Raw genomic sequence first — 16,972 nt, 5'->3', positions numbered from 1 at the left:
ACTTGGACCGCAGGGTCCTGGGAGAGTAGGACGTCGCCAAGCACGAAGAACCTGCCGTATCTAATACGGCAGGTTTTTTGTTGTTCTCGGAAGCCAAGCGACTTCACTCTCCCGGGAGAGTATCTGAAGCTTGGATCGAAGCAAAGGCAAAGCAGAAGGCCCGGCAGCAAAGGAAGCTTCAGATCCCGACCTTGAAGGATGACCAGAAGCCCATTCATTCGGTGCGGAATGGACGTCGCCAAGAAAAAAAGCCGCTTTGCCACAACATAGCGACAAAAAGCGGCTTTTTTAGCACAAGAGGATGTTCGTAAGCAATCGGAAAATAATTAATCCTATTCGGCGATAAGCCCTGCATGATTAATACGGTCGATCGGGCCTCGGTTCTTACCGGTGATAATAATAAGCCTCCAACGCTCCCAATCGTACGATGCCGTCACGCGCTTCGGAACGCAAGCCGAACGACAGCAGCATGCGAGGTACGAGCAGCCACAGGTGCCAGCTGATGCAGCCGATAATGATCGCTTCGTTTACCCAAGGATACAACAATCCGATCAGGCATAACCCGACCCACAGCATCGTTCGGTGAACTTTGCGGTACAAGCGCAGCGTAATATCGTTAGCGGGACCAAAGCCGAACCAAGGCGGCATAATCCGCCATTGCCAACGTCTTTCCGCCGCTTCTTCCACCCGAATAAAGGTTAGCAGCAGCAGCGTAATATGGACAAGCTGAACGATGATAAAGCCGAACAGCCATCCAAGCAAGCCGTCCAAACGATAAACAGCAGTTAATACGGCCAGCAGAACCGCCGCAATAAACACGTGGCTATGGACAAGCTCGAGGCGGATCGATATTTTGCGGATCAGCTTATATTGATAAATCGTAGCCGTTTGTTGCTCGGATAAAGTTTGTCGCACCAATCCAATAATCATTCCTTTCTAGGCAGACACAAATGTTTCCTCTTACTTTATCGGATGGGCGGTTCTTTTCCTTGACAGGGGTATTGGAACAAAAACGCAAAATATATGTCGTCCGGGCTTCCGTTATGAACCAAATGGGCATCCGCGGCATAGGATATAAAAATATTTGAAAAGCGCTATGAAACAAGTATAAAACAATAGAATGTATGCCATAATAGTAGCAATATATATTGCATGACTTGAAAGGCAGGGAAGGCAATATGGAAGAGCGTCCGCATTTGAATTGCATTATTTGCGGCAAGTCGAGTGAGGAAGGTCAAGGAATCGTTATCGTATCCGAGTTTATATGCGAAGATTGCGAGACGGAAATGGTTCGAACGGATGTGCACGACGCGAAATATCCGTTTTTTATTCATCAAATGAAGCAAATATTTGCGGAAAAAAACGCGTAACGGCTTCTGTCTTTGGAGAGCCGTTCTTTTTTTTGTTTTTATCGGGCAGACGAGGACGTCGCCGGTTGTTACAATAGAGACACACCGCGTCTTGGAAAGGATTAATCGGCTTTATGACGCAAATCGTAAAAGCACCTTTATTCGAGCAATTAATTGCCCACGCTCAAAGCGATCCCGCGAGCTTTCACGTTCCCGGCCATCGTTACGGGGGGGCATTTCAAACTGGCGCCGAGCAGCAAGGACGTATTGAAGCTTTAGCCCGGCAATGGTTTATGCCGCTGATGAGGCTTGACGCAACCGAGCTGTCGGCAACCGACGACCTGCATCATCCCGAATCCGCAATTAAAGAAGCGGAGCAGCTTGCGGCACGGCTGTACGGAGCGGATCATACCTATTTTCTCGTCGGAGGAAGCACGGCAGGCAATATCGCGATGCTGCTGGCCGTTTGCGATCCGGGGGATACGGTGATCGTGCAGCGCAACGTACATAAGTCGGTGTTGAACGGTCTGAAGCTTGTGGGAGCTTCGGCTGTATTTGTCATGCCGGAAATTGACGAAACGACCGGAATTCCTACAATTCCAACCGTTCGGCGAATCGAAGAAGCCTTGATGCGGTATCCGCAGACGAAGGCGGTTTTGCTTTCGAATCCGAACTATTACGGAATGGGGGTCGTCCTGGACGATTATGCCGAGGCCGTTCACCGCTTTGGCATTCCGCTGCTGGTCGACGAAGCGCATGGTGCGCATTACGGCTTCCATCCCGAGCTACCGCGTTCTTCGCTGCGTGCCGGAGCGGACGGCGTCGTTCAATCGGCGCATAAGACGCTGCACGCTTTAACGATGGGAGCATGGCTGCATATGCAAGGCGATCGGATCGACCGCGGCAGACTGACCGAGGCGCTGGCGATGATCCAGAGCTCCAGCCCGTCGTTTCCGATTATGGCTTCACTTGATATTTCCCGCGCAATAGTGGAAGAAAAAGGCGAAGCTTTATTCCATGCATCCATTCAAAGCAGCAAACGATTCCGCAGCGAATTGGGCAATTGTTGCAGCAGTCTTGCAACGGTGGATACGTTAAGCGGCGACGCTTCCCATTATGCCGATCCGCTGCGTGTGCTTTTGACGGACCGATCGGGCGCATGGAGCGGATACCGGCTCCAGCAAGAGCTTGAAATTCGAGGCTGTTGGGCGGAAATGGCCGATCCTCGACATGTTTTGCTGCTGTTTGGACTGCAAACGGGCGAAAGAGACGTCGAGTTCCTTCTTGCGGCTTGCCGCGAGATCGATGTCTTGATCAAGTCGGACGCGGAGTCCGAAATCTATCAATCCGTACGGGCGAATCCAACGGCAATGGGATGCCAGACGAGTGAAGGCCGATCGAGCGGCGATGCGGTCCAAATGGGATCCGAGCCGGTATCTCAGCCCGTTTCTTTCGCCAGAAGTCATTCGCGGGCAAGCGAAGCCGTCCCTGTCGAAGCGGCGGCGGGCAGGATTGCAGCCGAAATGCTCGTGCCGTATCCGCCGGGCATTCCGCTTGTTTATGCCGGAGAGCAGTTAACGGAAGCGATGACGAAATATATCGTCCGGCTGGCGGAGCAAGGCGCGAAGTTCCAAGGCGCGTCCGATCCGCGGATGACAACGGTTCGGTGCTACGTTTAACAATCCGTCATGTGAAGATGTACAAGCGTATGTTACAATAAAGGGAAAAAGCAATGAGGCGCAACGGAAGTCATACGAGAAGAACGAACTGTATTCGTTGCGCAGCGAGAAGTCAGGAGCATGCCAGCTTGAATAAAGGTATATTCATCACGGTAGAAGGCGGCGAAGGCGCCGGCAAGACGACACTGATCGATAGGCTATCGCATATGATACGACAGAAAGGCATCCCGGTGCTTACGACCCGCGAGCCGGGAGGGATTCCTATCGCGGAGCAAATCCGTTCGGTCATTTTGGACAGCCGCAACCAAGCGATGGACGGCAAAACCGAAGCGCTTCTGTACGCGGCTGCGAGAAGACAGCATTTGACGGAAAAAGTCCAGCCGGCTCTCGACGAAGGGTATGTCGTCATTTGCGACCGGTTTGTCGACAGCAGCCTTGCTTACCAAGGCTATGCGCGAGGACTCGGCATGGACGAAGTATGGGCGATTAACCGTTTTGCCATCGGGGGATTGATGCCTTCTCTTACGCTTTATATGGACATCGCGCCGGAAGTCGGATTAATGCGGGTTCGCGAAGCGTCGCTGCAGGAAAACCGCGAAATCAACCGCTTGGATCTGGAGAAGCTTTCGTTTCACGAACGGGTCCGCGACGGTTATTTGCAGCTGGTGAAGCAGTATCCGGACCGGATTGTAAAAATCGACGCCGATCGGCCTTTCGACGAGGTGCTGAACGAAGCGGCCGGCGTCATTTCCGGGCGTTGTGCAGGAATCGGGCCGCTTCATGTCAAAAAAGTACAGAATGGATCGAATGGTACCCAAACTAAAAGTAGTCGGGAGGAATGAGGATGAAATTAGTCATTGCGGTTATTCAAGATAAGGACAGCAACCGCTTGTCGAATGCCCTTGTTCAAGAAGGGTTTCGCGCGACGAAATTGGCGAGCACGGGAGGATTCCTGCGAGCGGGCAACACAACCTTCATGATCGGTATCGAGGACGAGCGCGTACATGAAGTATTGCAAGTCATACGCAATAGCTGCAAAGTGCGCGATCAGCTTGTTACGCCGGTATCGCCGATCGGGGGCTCCACGGATTCCTACATTCCGTTCCCGGTAGAGGTACAAGTCGGCGGCGCGGCCGTGTTTGTTCTGCCGGTTGAACGATTCGAACATTTTTGAACGACGATAGGTTGTGACAGCGAATGAAAATTGATCCGTCCATTCGCCCGTTGGGGCAAAGCCGGGCAACCGGCGATTCCGGCGCAAGAAGCGTCCAGCCGTTCAGCTTCTCGGAGGCGCTGGTCCACCAGGACGCCAAGCGGTCGCAAGAGGAGCTGCAGCAGAAGCTGCAGGATATCCATGCTCAGGGCGAACGGCTGGCCCGCCATATGACGGTCCGGGAGCTGAGATTGTACCGGAATATGGTCAAGCGGTTTCTGGAGGATACGGTTCGTCAAGGAATCGGGATTAAAGATGTACGGGGGTTCGACCGCAGAGGGCGCATCAAACGATATAAGCTGCTGGACGAGGTCGACGAAGCGTTGGTTTCGATGGCCGAGGAGCTGTTGAACAGCGAGGAAGGGCGCATCGAGCTGCTCAGTAAAATAGGCGAAATTCGCGGTTTGCTTATAAATTTTTTGTACTAAGGAAGGAATATTTCGAATGTTAAGGATGGAGCAGCTGGCCGGCCAGCGGAAAGCGGAACAAATGCTGCGGCACGCCTTGCGGAGCGGTAAAGTGTCGCACGCCTATTTGTTCCACGGTCCCCCCGGCACGGGCAAAAAGGCTATGGCGCTTGCCTTCGCCAAAGCGCTCTTCTGTTCCGCCGGAGGCGACGACGCGTGCGGCGAATGCTTGGAATGCCGGAAGTTCGAGCACGGCAACCAGCCTGATCTTATTCAATTGGCGCCGGCCGGGCAGTCGATCAAAATCGAACAAATTCGTCAGCTTCAGCAAGAGTTCGCTTATCGGGGAACCGGTACGGGAAGGAAAGTATACATCGTCGAGCAGGCGGAGACGATGACGGTTCAAGCGGCCAACAGCTTGCTGAAATTTCTCGAAGAGCCGCTGTCGCCGGTTACGGCCATATTGATCACCGATAACAGGCTGGCGGTACTGCCCACCATCCGATCCAGAACGCAATCGGTGCCTTTTCTTCCCGTTGCTCCGGAAGCCATGCTGGACATCTTGACGGCGGAAGGCGCGCCGCCGCTGCTTGCGAGGGCAGCGGTTTATTTGTCCTCGGGGCTGGATGGAGCTAGAGAAATTCTCCAACAGAATCAGTTTGCAGAAATCAGAAACGAAGTGATACAATTAGGCAAGGAGAGTATCACCCGTTTCACGGCTGCAATGATCACCGCGCAGCAGCGGCTGTTTAAGAACGGACTGGGAGACAACCCCCAGCTTCTTCTTTCACTGCTCGCTTTGTTTTATAAGGACATGATTCAATTTCAAGCCGGAAGGCAAGACAAAATCGTTTATATAGATCAGTTGGATTGGATAAGCAAACACGCTTTTGACCGCTCAAGCGAAGGTTGGATTGCCTGCATCGAGCATACGTTCGAGGCCGGCAAACGAATAAGGGCCAATGTGCCGAGCCAGCTTGCTTTCGAGCAACTTTTGGTTAACCTACAGGAGGGCTAATTCCTTGTATAATGTCGTGGGCGTCCGCTTTAAGAAGGCGGGTAAAATCTATTATTTTGACCCGGACCTGCACCAGATAGACAAGGATCAGCATGTCATTGTCGAGACGGCCCGGGGCATCGAGTATGGAAAAGTCGTGGTTGGTCAGAAGCAAGTCGATGAATCGGATGTCGTTCTCCCGTTAAAAAAAGTAATTCGCGTAGCCAATGAAGCGGACGCGATGATGGTGGAAGAAAATCGGGCAGCAGCCAAAAACGCTTTTGGCATATGCCTGGACAAAATAAAAGACCACCAGCTTCAAATGAAGCTGGTAGACGTCGAATTTACGTTTGACCGCAATAAAATCATTTTTTATTTCACGGCGGAAGGCCGGGTCGATTTCCGGGAGCTTGTGAAGGATTTGGCCAGCGTGTTCCGAACGCGAATCGAGCTTCGCCAAATCGGCGTACGCGACGAGGCGAAGATGCTTGGCGGCATCGGACCGTGCGGACGAGTCCTCTGCTGCTCGTCATGGCTCGGCGATTTCGAGCCTGTGTCCATCAAGATGGCGAAGGACCAGAGCCTATCGCTTAATCCGACCAAGATTTCGGGGCTATGCGGGCGGCTCATGTGCTGCTTGAAGTTCGAGCATGACAATTACGAGAGCGTTCGCGAGGAGATGCCGGCTGTCGGCAAAATCGTCATCACCTCCTTAGGCGAAGGCAAAGTAACGGGTATCAATCCGTCGGGTAAAACCGTGTTTGTCCATTTGTTTGATATGCAGGGCAAGCCGAAGGAAATGCCGCTTGACGACGTGGTTGTCAAATAACGCGGCTTGCGGCGGCGATAGTTTTCCGGACGGCAAGTCATTATGTTCGAAAGCTCTGGGGTGGGAACTTGGAGAACAAAGATATATTTATACAAATTGACGAGCTGGATAGCCGAATGGGTCATATTTATTCGGAATTGGGAGTACTCAAGCAGTTAATGAAGGAACTTCTGGAGCAGAATAAGCTTCTGACGCTGGAGAACAGCCAGCTTCGCAAAATTTTGAAGAAAGAAACGGAGTCCGATCGCATTCACGCCGCGGCCGTACCGGAGCCGGACAAGCTTCCGGGACCGGAGGAATCGAAAGAGGAGACGCCGCAACAGGCTTCGGAGACCGAGGAACCGGATGCCAATACGGTCGGTGAAGGTTACGACAATCTGGCGCGTCTTTACAACGAAGGGTTTCATATTTGCAACGTTTATTACGGTCATTTGCGTACGGAAGGCGACTGCTTGTTCTGTTTATCCTTCTTGAGCAAGTAAGCTTTTGGATACCGTCCTTGTCGACAAGGACGGTATATTTGTATGTAAATCGGTAAATACGGATATTGTGAGAAAGAGGAGCAGCCAGGGTGGAACAACTGATCAATTTGGAACAAGGCGAACGGGTGGATGATTTGATGACCGATACCGGTCTTCGCATTATCCAAAGCAGGGAAGTGTTCAGCTTCTCGTTGGATGCGGTCTTGCTGTCAAAGTTTGCGACGGTGCCGAAGCGAGGCCGCATTCTCGATTTGTGCTCGGGGAACGGCGTTATTCCTTTGCTTTTGACCACTCGAACGGAAGCGCAAATCGATGCGGTCGAAATCCAGCCGCGGCTGGCGGATATGGCAAGGCGCAGCGTGCGCATGAACGGCCTGGAACATCGGATCCGCATTATTGAAGAGGATTTGAAGGATTACGGTAAACGGCTGAACGGATATTATGACGCGGTGACGGTTAATCCGCCTTATATGGCGACAAGCTCGGGCGATCCGAACGTCAATGAGCATTACTCGATCGCAAGGCACGAAATTCATTGCACGCTGGAAGACGTTATCGAAGCGTGTTCAAGGGCGGTTCGGACGGGCGGCAAAGTGAGCATGGTGCATCGTCCGTCGCGTTTCGTCGAAATTTCGGAGACGATGAGAAAATGGCGTCTGGAGCCGAAGCGGGTACAATTCATCCATCCGAAAATGGACAAGGAAGCGAATATGGTGCTAATCGAAGCGATCCGGGACGGAAAACCCGAGCTTCGCGTGTTGCCGCCGATTGCGGTTTATCAAAGTTGAAACGACTTCGTCGTCCAAGACATACGAATGAACCGTTTCGGCGAGACATATTAGCCCAATATATGATGTGAGATTTATACTCTCTTATAATCGTTTAAAGGGCGGGAGGAGCTTTATAGCGGATGAGCATACATGTACAAAAAAGCTTCGGCGGGCAACATGAAGTTGGAACGCTTTATTTGGTCGGGACGCCGATCGGAAACTTGGAGGATATGACGTTTCGCGCGGTGCGGACGTTGAAGGAAGCGGACTTGATTGCGGCGGAAGATACGAGACAAACGAGGAAGCTGCTTACCCATTACGACATCCAGACGCGATTGGTTAGCTATCATGAGCATAATAAACAGGCCAGCGGGCCGGAATTGATCCGTTTGCTGCAGGAAGGAAAGTCGATTGCGCTCGTCAGCGACGCGGGTCTTCCCGCCATCTCGGATCCGGGGGCGGATCTCGTAGCCCTTGCGGCCGCCGAAGCGATACCGGTCGTTCCCGTTCCGGGCGCCAATGCGGCATTGTCGGCGCTAATCGTTTCGGGTCTTTCCACGGAGCGGTTCGCGTTCGTCGGATTTCCGCCCCGGGACAAAAAACCGCTGGGCGAATGGCTGGACCATTGCGGCAAATTGGAAGAAACGATCATTCTCTACGAATCGCCGCATCGATTAGGTCGAACGTTGTCGGCGATGCTGGAGGCGTGGGGAGACCGGCGCATAGCCATGGTTCGGGAGTTGACCAAGCGTCATGAGGAAGTGGCGAGAGGGATGATTTCGGAATGTCTTGCAAGGCTCGAAGAGCATCCGCCGCTTGGCGAGTATTGTTTGGTTGTGGAAGGGCGGAAACCGGGCAGCGGCGAAGGAGCGGAAGACGCTTGGTGGGCACAGCTTGATCTGGAAGCGCATGTAAGTTATTATGAAGCCACTTACGGCAGAAAAGAAGCGATCAAGAAAGTTGCGAACGATAGAGGGGTACCCAAACGGGACGTTTATAATGCGGTCAATCGATAAGAGTGAGCCGGGAAGTCAGTCGCAGCATGTGGATTCGGTCGGGGTTCCGGACAAAAAAAGGACCTTCCCGGCCGGGTTCTAGCGCAGGAAGGCATCAAGGAGTATTAAAAAGGTTAGAATTAACAAATTGGATAACTCTATTATAACTGATTTTTTTTATTTTGTCACAGGAGTAGGCATTTCCGAGAGACAAATATGGCAAACGATTTTTCCTTTAAAGTAAGAAACGTTCTCTGCATTGCCGCAGAAGATGCAAGCAGGTTCATATTTTTTCAGCATGATGCGTTCGCCGTCTACGTAAATTTCCAATGCGTCTTTCTCGCCAATGCCAAGTGTGCGGCGCAATTCAATCGGAATTACGACGCGGCCCAGTTCATCGACTTTGCGTACAATACCAGTTGATTTCATCATTTCAAAGTTCCCCTCTCAAAAAAAATGTTTCGTCACTATTCGACATAGTTTTTTTATATTTATAAGTACTATAATACCAGCCTTTACCATTATAGTCAATCGCAGAGGAATCCTGCAGTATAGCTGTCTATCACGCGCTGACTAAACAGTAGAGAACTATTAAACTTACTATAGAATACATCAGCTTCGACAATTTGGAAACTATATTACGACATTTTTCGACATGAAAAACATGGGTTGTGTCGAAATTTTGAACATAGGCTTATGCTTCGAAAGGAGCCCCGCTTACCCAAAACTTTAGCCTATGCTTACGAAGCAAGTTTTGTTCTGTAGCGAGTTGTATCGCAACTCACACAAAACTTTAGCCTATGCTTACGAAGCAAGTTTTGTTCTGTAGCGAGTTGTATCGCAACTCACACAAAACTTTTAAGGAGGGACATTATGAAAAAACGGCTGAGCGAAGAAAAAGTGTTCAAAGATCCGGTTCACAATTACGTTTATGTTCAGGATCAAACGATCTGGGATTTGATTAATACGAAGGAATTCCAGCGCTTGCGCCGAATCCGGCAGCTCGGAACTTCGTATTTGACGTTTCACGGGGCCGAGCATAGCCGTTTTTCCCACTCGCTTGGCGTTTACGAAATTACGCGAAAAATCATTTCCCAGTTCGAGCGGCACGGTTATCCGGACTGGCCCAAAAGCGAAAGATTGGTGTCGCTTTGCGCCGCCTTGCTGCACGATGTCGGGCACGGCCCTTTCTCCCATTCGCTCGAGCAAGTATTCGACACGCATCATGAGCAATGGACTTGCAAAATTATATTGGAAAATACGGAAGTGAACCGCGTGCTGCGCGGCGTATCCGAAGATTTTCCGGAGAAGGTGGCGTCGGTCATTCGACGGACCTACACGAAGCCGATTGTGGTAAGTTTAATATCGAGCCAGCTCGACGCGGACCGGATGGATTATCTGCTTCGGGATGCTTATTATACGGGCGTCCATTATGGGACTTTCGATTTAGAGCGGATACTTCGCGTGTTAAGGCCGCACCAAGGGAGCATCGTCGTCAAGGAAAGCGGGATGCACGCCGTGGAGCATTATTTAATGTCCCGTTATCAGATGTACTGGCAAATTTATTTCCACCCGGTTACGAGAAGCTCGGAAATTATATTGCGGCAAATTTTCCGCAGAGCCCGCGAGCTTTACGAAACGGGTTATTCGTTCCAATATATGCCGAAGCCGCTTCAAGCTTTATTGGAAGGAACGATTGACGTTCCTTCCTATTTGAAGCTGGACGAGTCGCTTGTCCAAACGGCCTTCGGGGAGTGGGCGGAGGAGGACGACGATCTGCTCCGCGATTTGTGCGACCGGTTCTTGAACCGCCGGCTTTATAAATACATAACGCTGGACAACCCGGATGAAAAGCTTCTGAACGAAATCGAGGAGCAGTGGCGCATGATCGGGCTCCATCCGGATTATCATATGGAAATCGATTTTCCGTACGACCAGCCTTACGACGTATACCGACCGGACACTAAAAAAGGCGAAAAAGAAGAAAAAACGCCGATCCTGCTCCTGGACGAACAAGACCATTTGAACGAAATTTCGCGTAAATCGGACATCGTGCGCTCGATAACCGGGCTTCACCAAGGGCAATATCATCTGTATTACCCGGAGGAGCCGCTTCTGAGGGCTGCCGGCCGGCTGCCGGCAGGCATTCGGGAATTGTTCAAATTGGACGCCCGTCAAGCGGAAAGATTTTAATAACCGCTTATGCAGCCTCACCCGGGAAACCAATCATTTCCCGTGTAGTTATTAAGGAAAAACAACTATATATAGGAAGATCATACAGGAGGAAACAACAATATGTTATTTGACACGCATGCCCATCTCGACTCTTCAAAATTCGACAACGATCGCAGCGAAGTCATTAAACGGGCACGCGAAGCGGGCGTCGAGCTGATCGTGAACATCGGCTTTAACCGCGAGACGATTCCGTCGACGATCGCTTTGGCCGAACAATACGATTTCATCTACGCGGCCGTCGGCTGGCATCCGGTCGATACGATCGATATGCAGCCGGGGGACTTGGAATGGATCGAGCGGTTGTCCGCGCATCCGAAAGTTGTCGCGATCGGTGAAATCGGGCTGGATTATCATTGGGATACGTCGCCGAAGGAGCTGCAGCAGCAAAAGTTCAGAGAGCAGATTGCGCTGGCGAAAAAAGTCAAAAAACCGATCGTCATCCATAACCGCGACGCCCATGAAGACGTGGTCCGCATCCTGAAAGAGGAGCACGCCTCCGAAGTCGGCGGAATCATGCACTGCTTCTCCGGGAGCTGGGAGACGGCCAAGCTGTGCCTCGACATGAATTTTTATATTTCATTTGGCGGACCGGTAACGTTCAAGAACGCCCGGGTTCCGAAAGAGGTGCTTGCCAAGGTGCCGCTTGACCGGTTGTTGATCGAAACGGATTGCCCGTATTTGGCCCCTCATCCATTTAGAGGAAAGAGAAATGAGACTTCCTATGTCGCTCTTGTGGCCGAGGCAGCGGCCGAAATTACCGGCAAAACGGTGGAGGAAATCGGCCGGATTACGACTGAAAATGGAAAAAAATGTTTCAGACTATTGTGAAAAACGCTCAAAAAAGAAGCAGGAATGTGAAAGGGAGCGAAAAAACTAATTTTTGTCGCTTAAATCGCTCATATTTTCTGGAAATATCCGAATAAATCGCTTATAGCGACTTTTAAAGCTTCTTTACAATCGGCATCGGATGAAGGTATGATTCATTTCAGAACTTAAAAATGATTTGTATCGGATTTCCAGTAACGCTTAATCTCCGAACGGAGAACGGGGGAACCAGGCGATAAGCGATCGGCTGTCACGGAGCGAGGCAGACGCTTAGAGTCATTGATTTCATCTTGGGGTGAATTTCGCCAAGGCCGCCATGAGCGGCTGACCGCGAATAGGGCAGCTCTCTTGCCCAAACCCGACAGCTAACCTCGTAAGCGCAATAGAGAGCGATCAACCTCGTGCATCCATTTTCCATGTGTTTTTTCGGGAAGCCACGAAACAGATCCTCTGTCGAAGGCTTCTTTTTATTTTGAAGCCGGGAGGGCCGGGCTGTCGGCAGGCGACGCTGCCGGGCGGCAATGGATGAGAAGAGAATACTGGATATGCGTGCTGCCGCACGCCATATTTCAATAGTCGCGCTAATGAATCATGCGTAACACTAGCGGCGGGACTATGAAGGAGGACCGAAGAAATGGGCGACGTAAGACACACCCATGGGCAACGATCATCCAGCATGTCTTTCGCATGGCGATGGAAGCATGAAAACTTTCGTTTGATTTTATTGAGTGCCATTATCTCGATCGCTATGACTTTCATGTTTTTGGTATTGTTGTACGGAACGACTGAAAAAAGCGTATCCCTGGTAGTAAACGGGCAGGAGACGGTCGTCAAGACCAAGAAGTGGGCTCTGCAAGACCTGCTGGAGGAAAAGTCCATCACGATAGGCCCGTATGACGAGGTGTCCGTTCCGCTGAATGCCGGCATTAAGGACGGAGACCGGATCGAAATCAATCATGCGGTGAAGCTTACCGTGAAGGCGGACGGAAAGCTGCAGACGTTATACACAACGAAGGAAACAGTGGGCGAAGCGATTGACGAATTAAATATTAAGATTCGCGAATCCGACAAGGTCACGCCGGCGCTTACGGCTCCGTTAACCGGAGTTTCGAGCGTGACGGTGGTCCGGGTCGACACCCATGTGTCGCAAGCGGAGCGAAGCGTGCCGTTTACGATTATCAAGAAAGAAGACCCTACGCTGGAGAAGGGCAAAGAGAAGCTGGTGCAAAGCGGCCAGGAAGGCGTCGTCGTCGAGCAGATCGAAAAGGTCTACGAAGACGGCCAGCTCGTTTCCAAAAAAATTGTCAGCAAAGTGGTCGAGCAACCCGCAGTCAACAAGATCGTAGCGGTCGGCACCAAAAAAACGACCCCTAACGTCACCACGCTCGCCGCAACGTCCGTTACGAAGGGCGGCGTGACGTTCAAGCCGAAAAAAGTGCTGAACAACGTAACGTTGACCGCGTATACGGCCGATACGGAGTCGACCGGCAAAGACGAAAGCCATCCGCAATACGGCATTACGGCATCCGGCACGAAGGTGGAAGAAGGCCGGACCATCGCGGTAGATCCGGATGTCATTCCGCTTGGCTGGTGGGTCTATATCGAGGGAATCGGTTTCCGCAGAGCGGAGGATACCGGTGGCGCCATTACGGGCAACAAAATCGACATTTATTTCGACAGCTCTTCCTATGCGGTCAAATTCGGGAAAAAGAAGGGTTACACCGTCTATGTGCTTGGCCCGACGAAACCTTCGGCCAGCTAAGAAGAAGCCGTATTTATTAAACGACAACAGTTCGTTGAGTGTTGCAATGTAATTATGATTTAAATTATGCCATGATAAGAAGAGGCAATGCCTCTTCTTTTTGTATTGCTGCGAAGAAAGGATGAACCGGGTGATTAAAGAAGTGATTGTCGTAGAGGGCAAGGACGACACGGCCGCCATTAAGCGCGCCGTGGAAGCGGACACGATCGAAACGAACGGTTCGGCGATCGGAGAGGACGTGCTGCGCCGGATCAAGCTTGCGCAGGAGAGACGGGGCGTTATTTTGTTCACCGATCCCGATCACGCCGGCGAGAGGATCCGCAAAATCGTCGCGCAGCGCGTGCCGGGCTGCAAGCATGCCTTTCTGCCGCAGGAGAAAGCGGAGCATAAAGGGGATATCGGCATCGAGAACGCATCGCCGGAATCGATCCGCGAAGCGCTTGCCCATGTGCGGACCGAAGCGGCTCCCGGGGAAAAAAGCGAAATTACTTGGGAAGACTTAATGGATGCCGGCCTTATCGTCCATCCGGAAGCCGCCGAGCGGAGACTGAAGATGGGCAAGCTGCTCGGCATCGGATACGCGAACGGCAAGCAGTTTTATAAGCGCTGCACCAGCTTTCGCATAACGAAGCAAGAGTTTGTCGCCGCCTATCGCGCGATGGAAGCGGAACGGACGGGAAACAACGAGGACGAGAACGGGAGTGAAGGCCAATGAGCGAATCGGTGCGCGCCAAAAGATCGGAAGACGTCGGAACGCCGAGGCGAACGAAAGAAATTATTGCGAAATACGGCTTTTCGTTCAAGAAAAGCTTGGGACAGAACTTTCTGATCGACCAGAACATTTTGAATAAAATCGTGGATGCGGCCGAGCTTGACGAAACGAAAGGAGCCCTCGAGATCGGCCCGGGCATCGGAGCGCTCACGGAGCAGCTCGCGGAGGCGGCGGGCAAGGTGACGGCCGTCGAAATCGACAATCGGCTTATTCCGATTTTGAACGATATTTTCGCGGAGAAGAACAACGTTCAAGTTGTGCACGGCGATGTGCTGAAGCTGGATTTGCGCAAGCTGTTCGACGAGCAATTCGCCGGCGTAGCGGGCATAAGCGTCGTGGCGAATTTGCCGTATTACGTCACGACGCCGATCCTCATGAAGCTGCTCGAGGAGCGGCTGCCGCTGGAGCATATCGTCGTCATGATTCAGAAGGAAGTGGCCGAGCGGATGGCCGCGAAGCCCGGCGGCAAAGATTACGGCAGCCTCAGCGTGGCCGTCCAATACTATTGCGAGCCGAAGCTTGTATGCACCGTTCCGCATACCGTCTTTATTCCGCAGCCGAACGTCGATTCGGCGGTTATTAAGCTGACGCTGCGGGACAAGCCGCCCGTAGACGTTCCCGACGAAGAACACTTCTTCCGCGTCGTTCAGGCCAGCTTCGCGCAGCGCCGCAAGACGCTGGCGAACAATTTGACGGCGATGGCCGGCAAGGAGCGCCGCGAGGCGGTGCTGCAGCTGCTGACGCGCTGCGGCATCGAGCCTTCGCGCCGGGGAGAGACGCTTTCGCTGGAGGAATTCGCCCGCATCAGCCGCGCTATGCTGGAGGAAGGCTGGAGCTGACGGAAGGCGCGGGACTCCCGTTCTCAAGTCGTTCGCACCATTCCGTGCGTCTGCCCATAGGATAGACGTAAGAGGTGATGAACCGATGAATCCAGGGGACCTGGTCGTCCGCAAGTCGTACGGGGGCGATGTATTATTTCGGATTGAAGACTTAAGCTCAGACTTGGCCATATTGAAAGGCACCGACTACCGCCTTCTTGCGGACGCGCCGGTGCAAGACCTGTCTATTGTCCGGGATCCGGAATCGACGATTGCCGCACAGCAGGTTCGAGTCAAAATGAACGATACGATCAAGCGCCGGCAGAAGGAGCAGCAAGCGTCCATATCCGGCAGAATGCCTTCCGCGCCTGCCAATCAGGCGTTCTTCGAAGTGCCCGGCAAGGTGCTGCATTTGGACGGAGACAGCAACTATTTGCGCAAAAGCATGCAGCTTTACACAACCATGCGCGTCCCCGCCCACGGCATCCATGTCCACGAGTCCCGAATGGCGGACATCCTGCTCCGCCTCCTTCCGGAAATACAGCCCGATATCGTGGTGATAACGGGCCATGACGGCGTCTTGAAAAACCGCCAAGGTCAAGATTTGTACAGCCTCAGCAGCTACAAAAATTCGCAAAACTTCGTAAACGCGGTGCATGTGGCCAGACAGTACGAAAAAAACCGCGACGGCCTGATCGTCATCGCCGGCGCCTGCCAGTCGCATTTCGAAGCGCTTCTGCAAAGCGGATCGAACTTTGCCAGCTCGCCGGCGCGCATTTTGATCCATGCGCTCGACCCGGTTTACATCGCAATTAAAGCCAGCTATACGTCGATCCGCGATCCGATCAATCTGTCCGATGTCATACACGGAACAATCAGCGGCGTCGACGGCGTCGGAGGCATCGAGACGATGGGCAAATACCGGATCGGCATGCCGATACCGAAGCTGATGGAATCCGCTCCGCCTCAGGCAGGCATCGTTTGATTGGAGCAAAACGGATAATTTTTTATCATATTAGAAAAAATGGGTGAAAACAACGTTGACAGAAAAACGGGTTCGCTGATATAATATTTTGCTTTGTTTGACAAACCCCCTCTTTTTGGTTATAATGGACAGGGAAAGAGGTGGTAGTGGACAATGGCAAAAAACGCGCTATTGGAAATTAAACGCAGCTTGGAAGCCCATGTAGGCTCAAAAATCCGTCTTCGAGCAAACGGTGGCCGGCGTAAGACCATCGAACGTACCGGTGTGTTGGAAGAAACCTACCCTTCTGTTTTCATTGTCAAACTGGATCAGGAGCAGAACGCATTCAAGCGCGTCTCCTACAGTTATGCGGATATACTGACAGAGTCGGTGGAAGTGACCGTGTGCAATGATGAAGGTCAAGTCCGTATCACCTATATCCAGCATTGAGGATAGCGGCGATCGGCCGTTGTTCAAAGATGAGGACCACATCCGAATATAAATCCGGCTTTACGGCCGGAAATTAGGCGCGGCTTGCTCCGCGCTTTTTTTTGTGCGCATCGGCCTTCGCATGAAACGAACGTCCGAGGGGCATACTAGGCATGTTCCAACGGATTAATTTACGGGAGGGATAGGCGATGAGCCGCAGAAGAAGGAGCGTCATGTCGGAGCAGCTGAAGACGGAGCTGGCGAAGGATCTCGGTTTCTATAACACCGTCGAGCAAGAAGGCTGGGGAGGCATCAAGGCCAAAGACGCGGGCAACATGGTGAAACGGGCCATTCAGCTTGCGGAGCAGGCCGCAGCCAAGTCGGACCGTCCGTAAATCATTCGCAAAGCGTCCGCGAACCGTTCTTAACCGCTTAGCTAAGGGCAT

General features: G+C 52.2%; 20 protein-coding genes and 1 riboswitch. Of the genes, 18 read left to right on the top strand and 2 right to left on the bottom strand.

All coding sequences use genetic code 11. The features are described 5' to 3' along the window. Nucleotides 1-384: 384 nt before the first annotated feature. Nucleotides 385-918 (bottom strand): transposase, encoded by a 534-nt coding sequence (locus ACFSW5_RS20375; RefSeq protein ID WP_379277186.1) that lies wholly within the window; start codon nt 916-918, stop codon nt 385-387. 260 nt (nt 919-1,178) lie between these two features. Between ACFSW5_RS20375 and ACFSW5_RS20370 the strand changes: the two genes are divergently transcribed. The 10 genes from ACFSW5_RS20370 (at nt 1,179) to rsmI (ending at nt 8,742) form a co-directional block, all read left to right on the top strand. Continuing rightward, entirely contained in the window at nt 1,179-1,370 is a 192-nt protein-coding gene (locus ACFSW5_RS20370; RefSeq protein ID WP_379277184.1) for a sigma factor G inhibitor Gin, read from the top strand. A gap of 113 nt (nt 1,371-1,483) precedes the next feature. Then, complete coding sequence (locus ACFSW5_RS20365; RefSeq protein WP_379277182.1) at nt 1,484-3,028, top strand: aminotransferase class I/II-fold pyridoxal phosphate-dependent enzyme; 1,545 nt, start codon at nt 1,484-1,486, stop codon at nt 3,026-3,028. A gap of 128 nt (nt 3,029-3,156) precedes the next feature. Further along, nucleotides 3,157-3,870, top strand: coding sequence for a dTMP kinase (gene tmk / locus ACFSW5_RS20360; RefSeq protein ID WP_379277180.1), 714 nt, complete (start codon nt 3,157-3,159; stop codon nt 3,868-3,870). A 2-nt stretch (nt 3,871-3,872) separates the two neighbouring features. After that, a complete protein-coding gene (locus ACFSW5_RS20355; RefSeq protein ID WP_379277177.1) occupies nt 3,873-4,202 on the top strand; it encodes a cyclic-di-AMP receptor in 330 nt (109 codons plus the stop codon). Nucleotides 4,203-4,225: 23 nt separating this feature from the next. Then, complete coding sequence (locus tag ACFSW5_RS20350; RefSeq protein ID WP_379277175.1) at nt 4,226-4,669, top strand: YaaR family protein; 444 nt, start codon at nt 4,226-4,228, stop codon at nt 4,667-4,669. A 16-nt stretch (nt 4,670-4,685) separates the two neighbouring features. Continuing rightward, nucleotides 4,686-5,666, top strand: a complete 981-nt coding sequence (gene holB / locus ACFSW5_RS20345; protein ID WP_379277173.1) for a DNA polymerase III subunit delta' — start codon at nt 4,686-4,688, stop codon at nt 5,664-5,666. A gap of 4 nt (nt 5,667-5,670) precedes the next feature. After that, nucleotides 5,671-6,474 (top strand): PSP1 domain-containing protein, encoded by an 804-nt coding sequence (locus tag ACFSW5_RS20340; RefSeq protein ID WP_379277170.1) that lies wholly within the window; start codon nt 5,671-5,673, stop codon nt 6,472-6,474. 68 nt (nt 6,475-6,542) lie between these two features. Beyond that, nucleotides 6,543-6,956, top strand: coding sequence for an initiation-control protein YabA (locus tag ACFSW5_RS20335; protein ID WP_379277168.1), 414 nt, complete (start codon nt 6,543-6,545; stop codon nt 6,954-6,956). A gap of 137 nt (nt 6,957-7,093) precedes the next feature. Further along, nucleotides 7,094-7,744: a tRNA1(Val) (adenine(37)-N6)-methyltransferase gene (locus ACFSW5_RS20330; RefSeq protein WP_379277192.1), complete on the top strand. Its 651-nt coding sequence runs from the start codon at nt 7,094-7,096 to the stop codon at nt 7,742-7,744. 122 nt (nt 7,745-7,866) lie between these two features. After that, the gene (gene rsmI, locus ACFSW5_RS20325) at nt 7,867-8,742 is read left to right on the top strand and encodes a 16S rRNA (cytidine(1402)-2'-O)-methyltransferase (protein WP_379277166.1); all 876 of its coding nucleotides are present in this window, start codon (nt 7,867-7,869) and stop codon (nt 8,740-8,742) included. 156 nt (nt 8,743-8,898) lie between these two features. Here the strand turns inward: rsmI and ACFSW5_RS20320 are convergent, their stop codons facing one another. Further along, the gene (locus ACFSW5_RS20320; RefSeq protein ID WP_028609554.1) at nt 8,899-9,153 is read right to left on the bottom strand and encodes an AbrB/MazE/SpoVT family DNA-binding domain-containing protein; all 255 of its coding nucleotides are present in this window, start codon (nt 9,151-9,153) and stop codon (nt 8,899-8,901) included. A gap of 441 nt (nt 9,154-9,594) precedes the next feature. On the opposite strand from ACFSW5_RS20320, the gene ACFSW5_RS20315 reads away from it, so the two are divergent. The 8 genes from ACFSW5_RS20315 (at nt 9,595) to ACFSW5_RS20280 (ending at nt 16,921) form a co-directional block, all read left to right on the top strand. After that, nucleotides 9,595-10,914, top strand: a complete 1,320-nt coding sequence (locus ACFSW5_RS20315; RefSeq protein WP_379277163.1) for an HD domain-containing protein — start codon at nt 9,595-9,597, stop codon at nt 10,912-10,914. Nucleotides 10,915-11,016: 102 nt separating this feature from the next. Beyond that, entirely contained in the window at nt 11,017-11,784 is a 768-nt protein-coding gene (locus ACFSW5_RS20310; protein ID WP_379277160.1) for a TatD family hydrolase, read from the top strand. A gap of 185 nt (nt 11,785-11,969) precedes the next feature. After that, a riboswitch (cyclic di-AMP (ydaO/yuaA leader) is annotated at nt 11,970-12,176 on the top strand. Nucleotides 12,177-12,415: 239 nt separating this feature from the next. After that, nucleotides 12,416-13,543 carry a ubiquitin-like domain-containing protein gene (locus ACFSW5_RS20305; protein ID WP_379277157.1) on the top strand — a complete coding sequence of 376 codons (1,128 nt, stop codon included), beginning with the start codon at nt 12,416-12,418 and terminating at the stop codon, nt 13,541-13,543. A 130-nt stretch (nt 13,544-13,673) separates the two neighbouring features. Continuing rightward, complete coding sequence (gene rnmV / locus ACFSW5_RS20300) at nt 13,674-14,258, top strand: ribonuclease M5 (RefSeq protein ID WP_379277155.1); 585 nt, start codon at nt 13,674-13,676, stop codon at nt 14,256-14,258. Next, on the top strand, nt 14,255-15,154 hold the full coding sequence (gene rsmA / locus ACFSW5_RS20295; RefSeq protein ID WP_379277151.1) for a 16S rRNA (adenine(1518)-N(6)/adenine(1519)-N(6))-dimethyltransferase RsmA: 900 nt from the start codon (nt 14,255-14,257) through the stop codon (nt 15,152-15,154). Before rnmV ends, rsmA begins: the two co-directional genes overlap by 4 nt. Before the next feature lie 85 nt (nt 15,155-15,239). After that, on the top strand, nt 15,240-16,118 hold the full coding sequence (gene yabG / locus ACFSW5_RS20290; RefSeq protein WP_379277148.1) for a sporulation peptidase YabG: 879 nt from the start codon (nt 15,240-15,242) through the stop codon (nt 16,116-16,118). A gap of 153 nt (nt 16,119-16,271) precedes the next feature. Continuing rightward, nucleotides 16,272-16,547: a biofilm formation stimulator Veg gene (veg, locus tag ACFSW5_RS20285; RefSeq protein ID WP_129442147.1), complete on the top strand. Its 276-nt coding sequence runs from the start codon at nt 16,272-16,274 to the stop codon at nt 16,545-16,547. Between the two features lie 188 nt (nt 16,548-16,735). Beyond that, on the top strand, nt 16,736-16,921 hold the full coding sequence (locus ACFSW5_RS20280) for a small, acid-soluble spore protein, alpha/beta type (protein ID WP_379277147.1): 186 nt from the start codon (nt 16,736-16,738) through the stop codon (nt 16,919-16,921). Nucleotides 16,922-16,972 lie beyond the last annotated feature (51 nt).

This window comes from Paenibacillus thailandensis, assembly GCF_042685365.1.
GTDB classification, from domain to species: domain Bacteria; phylum Bacillota; class Bacilli; order Paenibacillales; family Paenibacillaceae; genus Paenibacillus_AP; species Paenibacillus_AP thailandensis.
Note: the sequence above shows the minus strand (reverse complement) of the source record. Positions and strands in the feature narration are given on the sequence as shown.